Origin of the sequence: Sphingomonas sp. LH128 (genome assembly GCF_000293195.2) — a bacterium.
GTDB lineage: Bacteria > Pseudomonadota > Alphaproteobacteria > Sphingomonadales > Sphingomonadaceae > Novosphingobium > Novosphingobium resinovorum_A.
In genome coordinates, this window is the sequence record NZ_ALVC01000416.1 from 1 (window position 1) to 1723 (window position 1723).

3 protein-coding genes are annotated in these 1723 nt (G+C 67.3%); 1 reads left to right on the plus strand and 2 read right to left on the minus strand.

Going from position 1 to position 1723, the window contains the following annotated elements:
- On the minus strand, positions 1-598 hold a 598-nt coding region (locus LH128_RS26910; protein WP_008832580.1), incomplete at its 3' end, for an MATE family efflux transporter.
- Positions 595-984: a hypothetical protein gene (locus LH128_RS26915; protein ID WP_442800366.1), complete on the minus strand. Its 390-nt coding sequence runs from the start codon at positions 982-984 to the stop codon at positions 595-597. The genes LH128_RS26910 and LH128_RS26915, both read right to left, overlap by 4 nt.
- Here LH128_RS26915 and LH128_RS26920 point away from each other — a divergent pair.
- Positions 979-1611 carry a hypothetical protein gene (locus LH128_RS26920; protein WP_008832860.1) on the plus strand — a complete coding sequence of 211 codons (633 nt, stop codon included), beginning with the start codon at positions 979-981 and terminating at the stop codon, positions 1609-1611. The genes LH128_RS26915 and LH128_RS26920 overlap by 6 nt on opposite strands.
- Positions 1612-1723: the final 112 nt, after the last annotated feature.

Here is a 1723-nt window from a genome sequence, read left to right on the forward strand (position 1 = left end):
CCGCCAGGATCATGGCGTAGAGCGGCGTCTTGGAATCGCCGACGCCGCGCATGCCCATCGAGACGATCATGTTCACGCTTGCCAGCGGGATCGTCACGAAGATCACCTGCAGGTAAGCGAGTGCATCGGCGCGGCTGGCGGCAGGTGTGCCGAGCTTGTCGAGCAGCGCTCCCGCACCGAACCAGCCGATCACGCCGGTCGCGATCGAGATCAGGATGCAGAAGCCGACGCCGGTGCCGAAGGTGCGCCGCGCCGCGACGATGTCACGCGCACCGAAATGCTGGCCCACGCGCACCGTCGTCGCCATGCCGAAGCCGAAGACGGCGGCGAAGACGAGGAACATCACGATGTTGGCGTTGGCTGTCGCCGCCAGCGCGCTCTCGCCCAGCAGGCGCCCGACCCAGATCGCGTTGACCGAACCGTTCAGCGTCTGCAGCACGTTGGACAGCAGCATCGGGATCGAGAAGAACAGCAGCGTCTTCAGGATCGGGCCTTTGGTGAGATCGCCGCGCATCGCCGGGCGCGCGGGCGCTTCGACCTGCGGAGTGTCGGCGGTCGAGCTGTCCTCGCACAGCGGGATGGGCGATGCTTCGTTCATGTGCCTCTCGTGTCGCCCCAAAGATGGATGTGCAAGCGGTCCGTGAACCGCAAGCCATGCTGCGAGCAGAAATCCGCCAGCCAGCCCGACCGTTCCCGGATGACATCGCTGGAGCGGCCTTCGGGCATCAGGAACAGGCGGGCGCCGGGGATGGCGTAAGTCTGTTGCAGGGCCATGACTTCGTCGAGGTCGTCGCGGGTGGCGACGACGAACTTGAAGAAGGCGCGCGGTTCAGCGGCCCAGGCGGCGAGGCGTTCGGGCAGCAGGGCGAGGGTATCGGGGTTGCCGCTGTGCGCCAGCTTGGGGCTGACGTTGTATTGGTCGATCCGGGCGTCGAGCGCAGGGTGCGGGGCGACGGTGGAGTTGGTCTCGACTTCGACGTGCATGCCGGGGCGGATTTCGTCGAGCGCCTTGACCATGCGGGCGAGCGCGGCGCCGGTGGCACTCGCGCCGAATCGGGCGGACGGGGTCCCGGCGGTGGACCGGGTGGTCCTCCGGGGGGCGGCTTTGGCCCTCCCGGCGGTCGCAATGGCAGTCGCTGGAACCTCTCGATCTATCACACCTGGCGCTTCACCGACACGATCCTCATCGCGCCGGGTGTGCCTGTGCTCGACCAGCTGAACGGCAATTCGACCTCGGCGGGCGGCACTCCGCGCCACACCATTGAGGCCGAGGGCGGCCTGTTCAAGAACGGCTATGGCCTGCGCCTGAAGGGTGAATGGAACGCGCCTGCCCGGGTCGATGGCTCGGGTGCGCCCGGCAGCCAGGACCTGCGGTTCGGCAGTACCTTCGACGTATCGCTGCGTATCTTCGCCGATCTCGGCCGCAACGAGGACCTTGTTTCCAAGATGCCGTTCTTCAAGGGATCGCGCCTGTCGCTCAAGGCCAACAACCTGCTCGATTCGCGGCAGAAGGTGACCGATCAGAACGGGCTCACCCCGATCGCTTATCAGCCCGCCTATCGCGAACCGCAGGGCCGCGTGTTGGGGATCGACTTCCGCAAGATGTTCTGAGGACAGGCGAGGCCCACCCCCGGCCCCTCCCGCTTGCGGGAGGGGCGAAATGGTCGGTCCCCCTCCCGCTTGCGGGAGGGGCGAAATGGTCGGTCCCCCTCCCGCTTGCGGG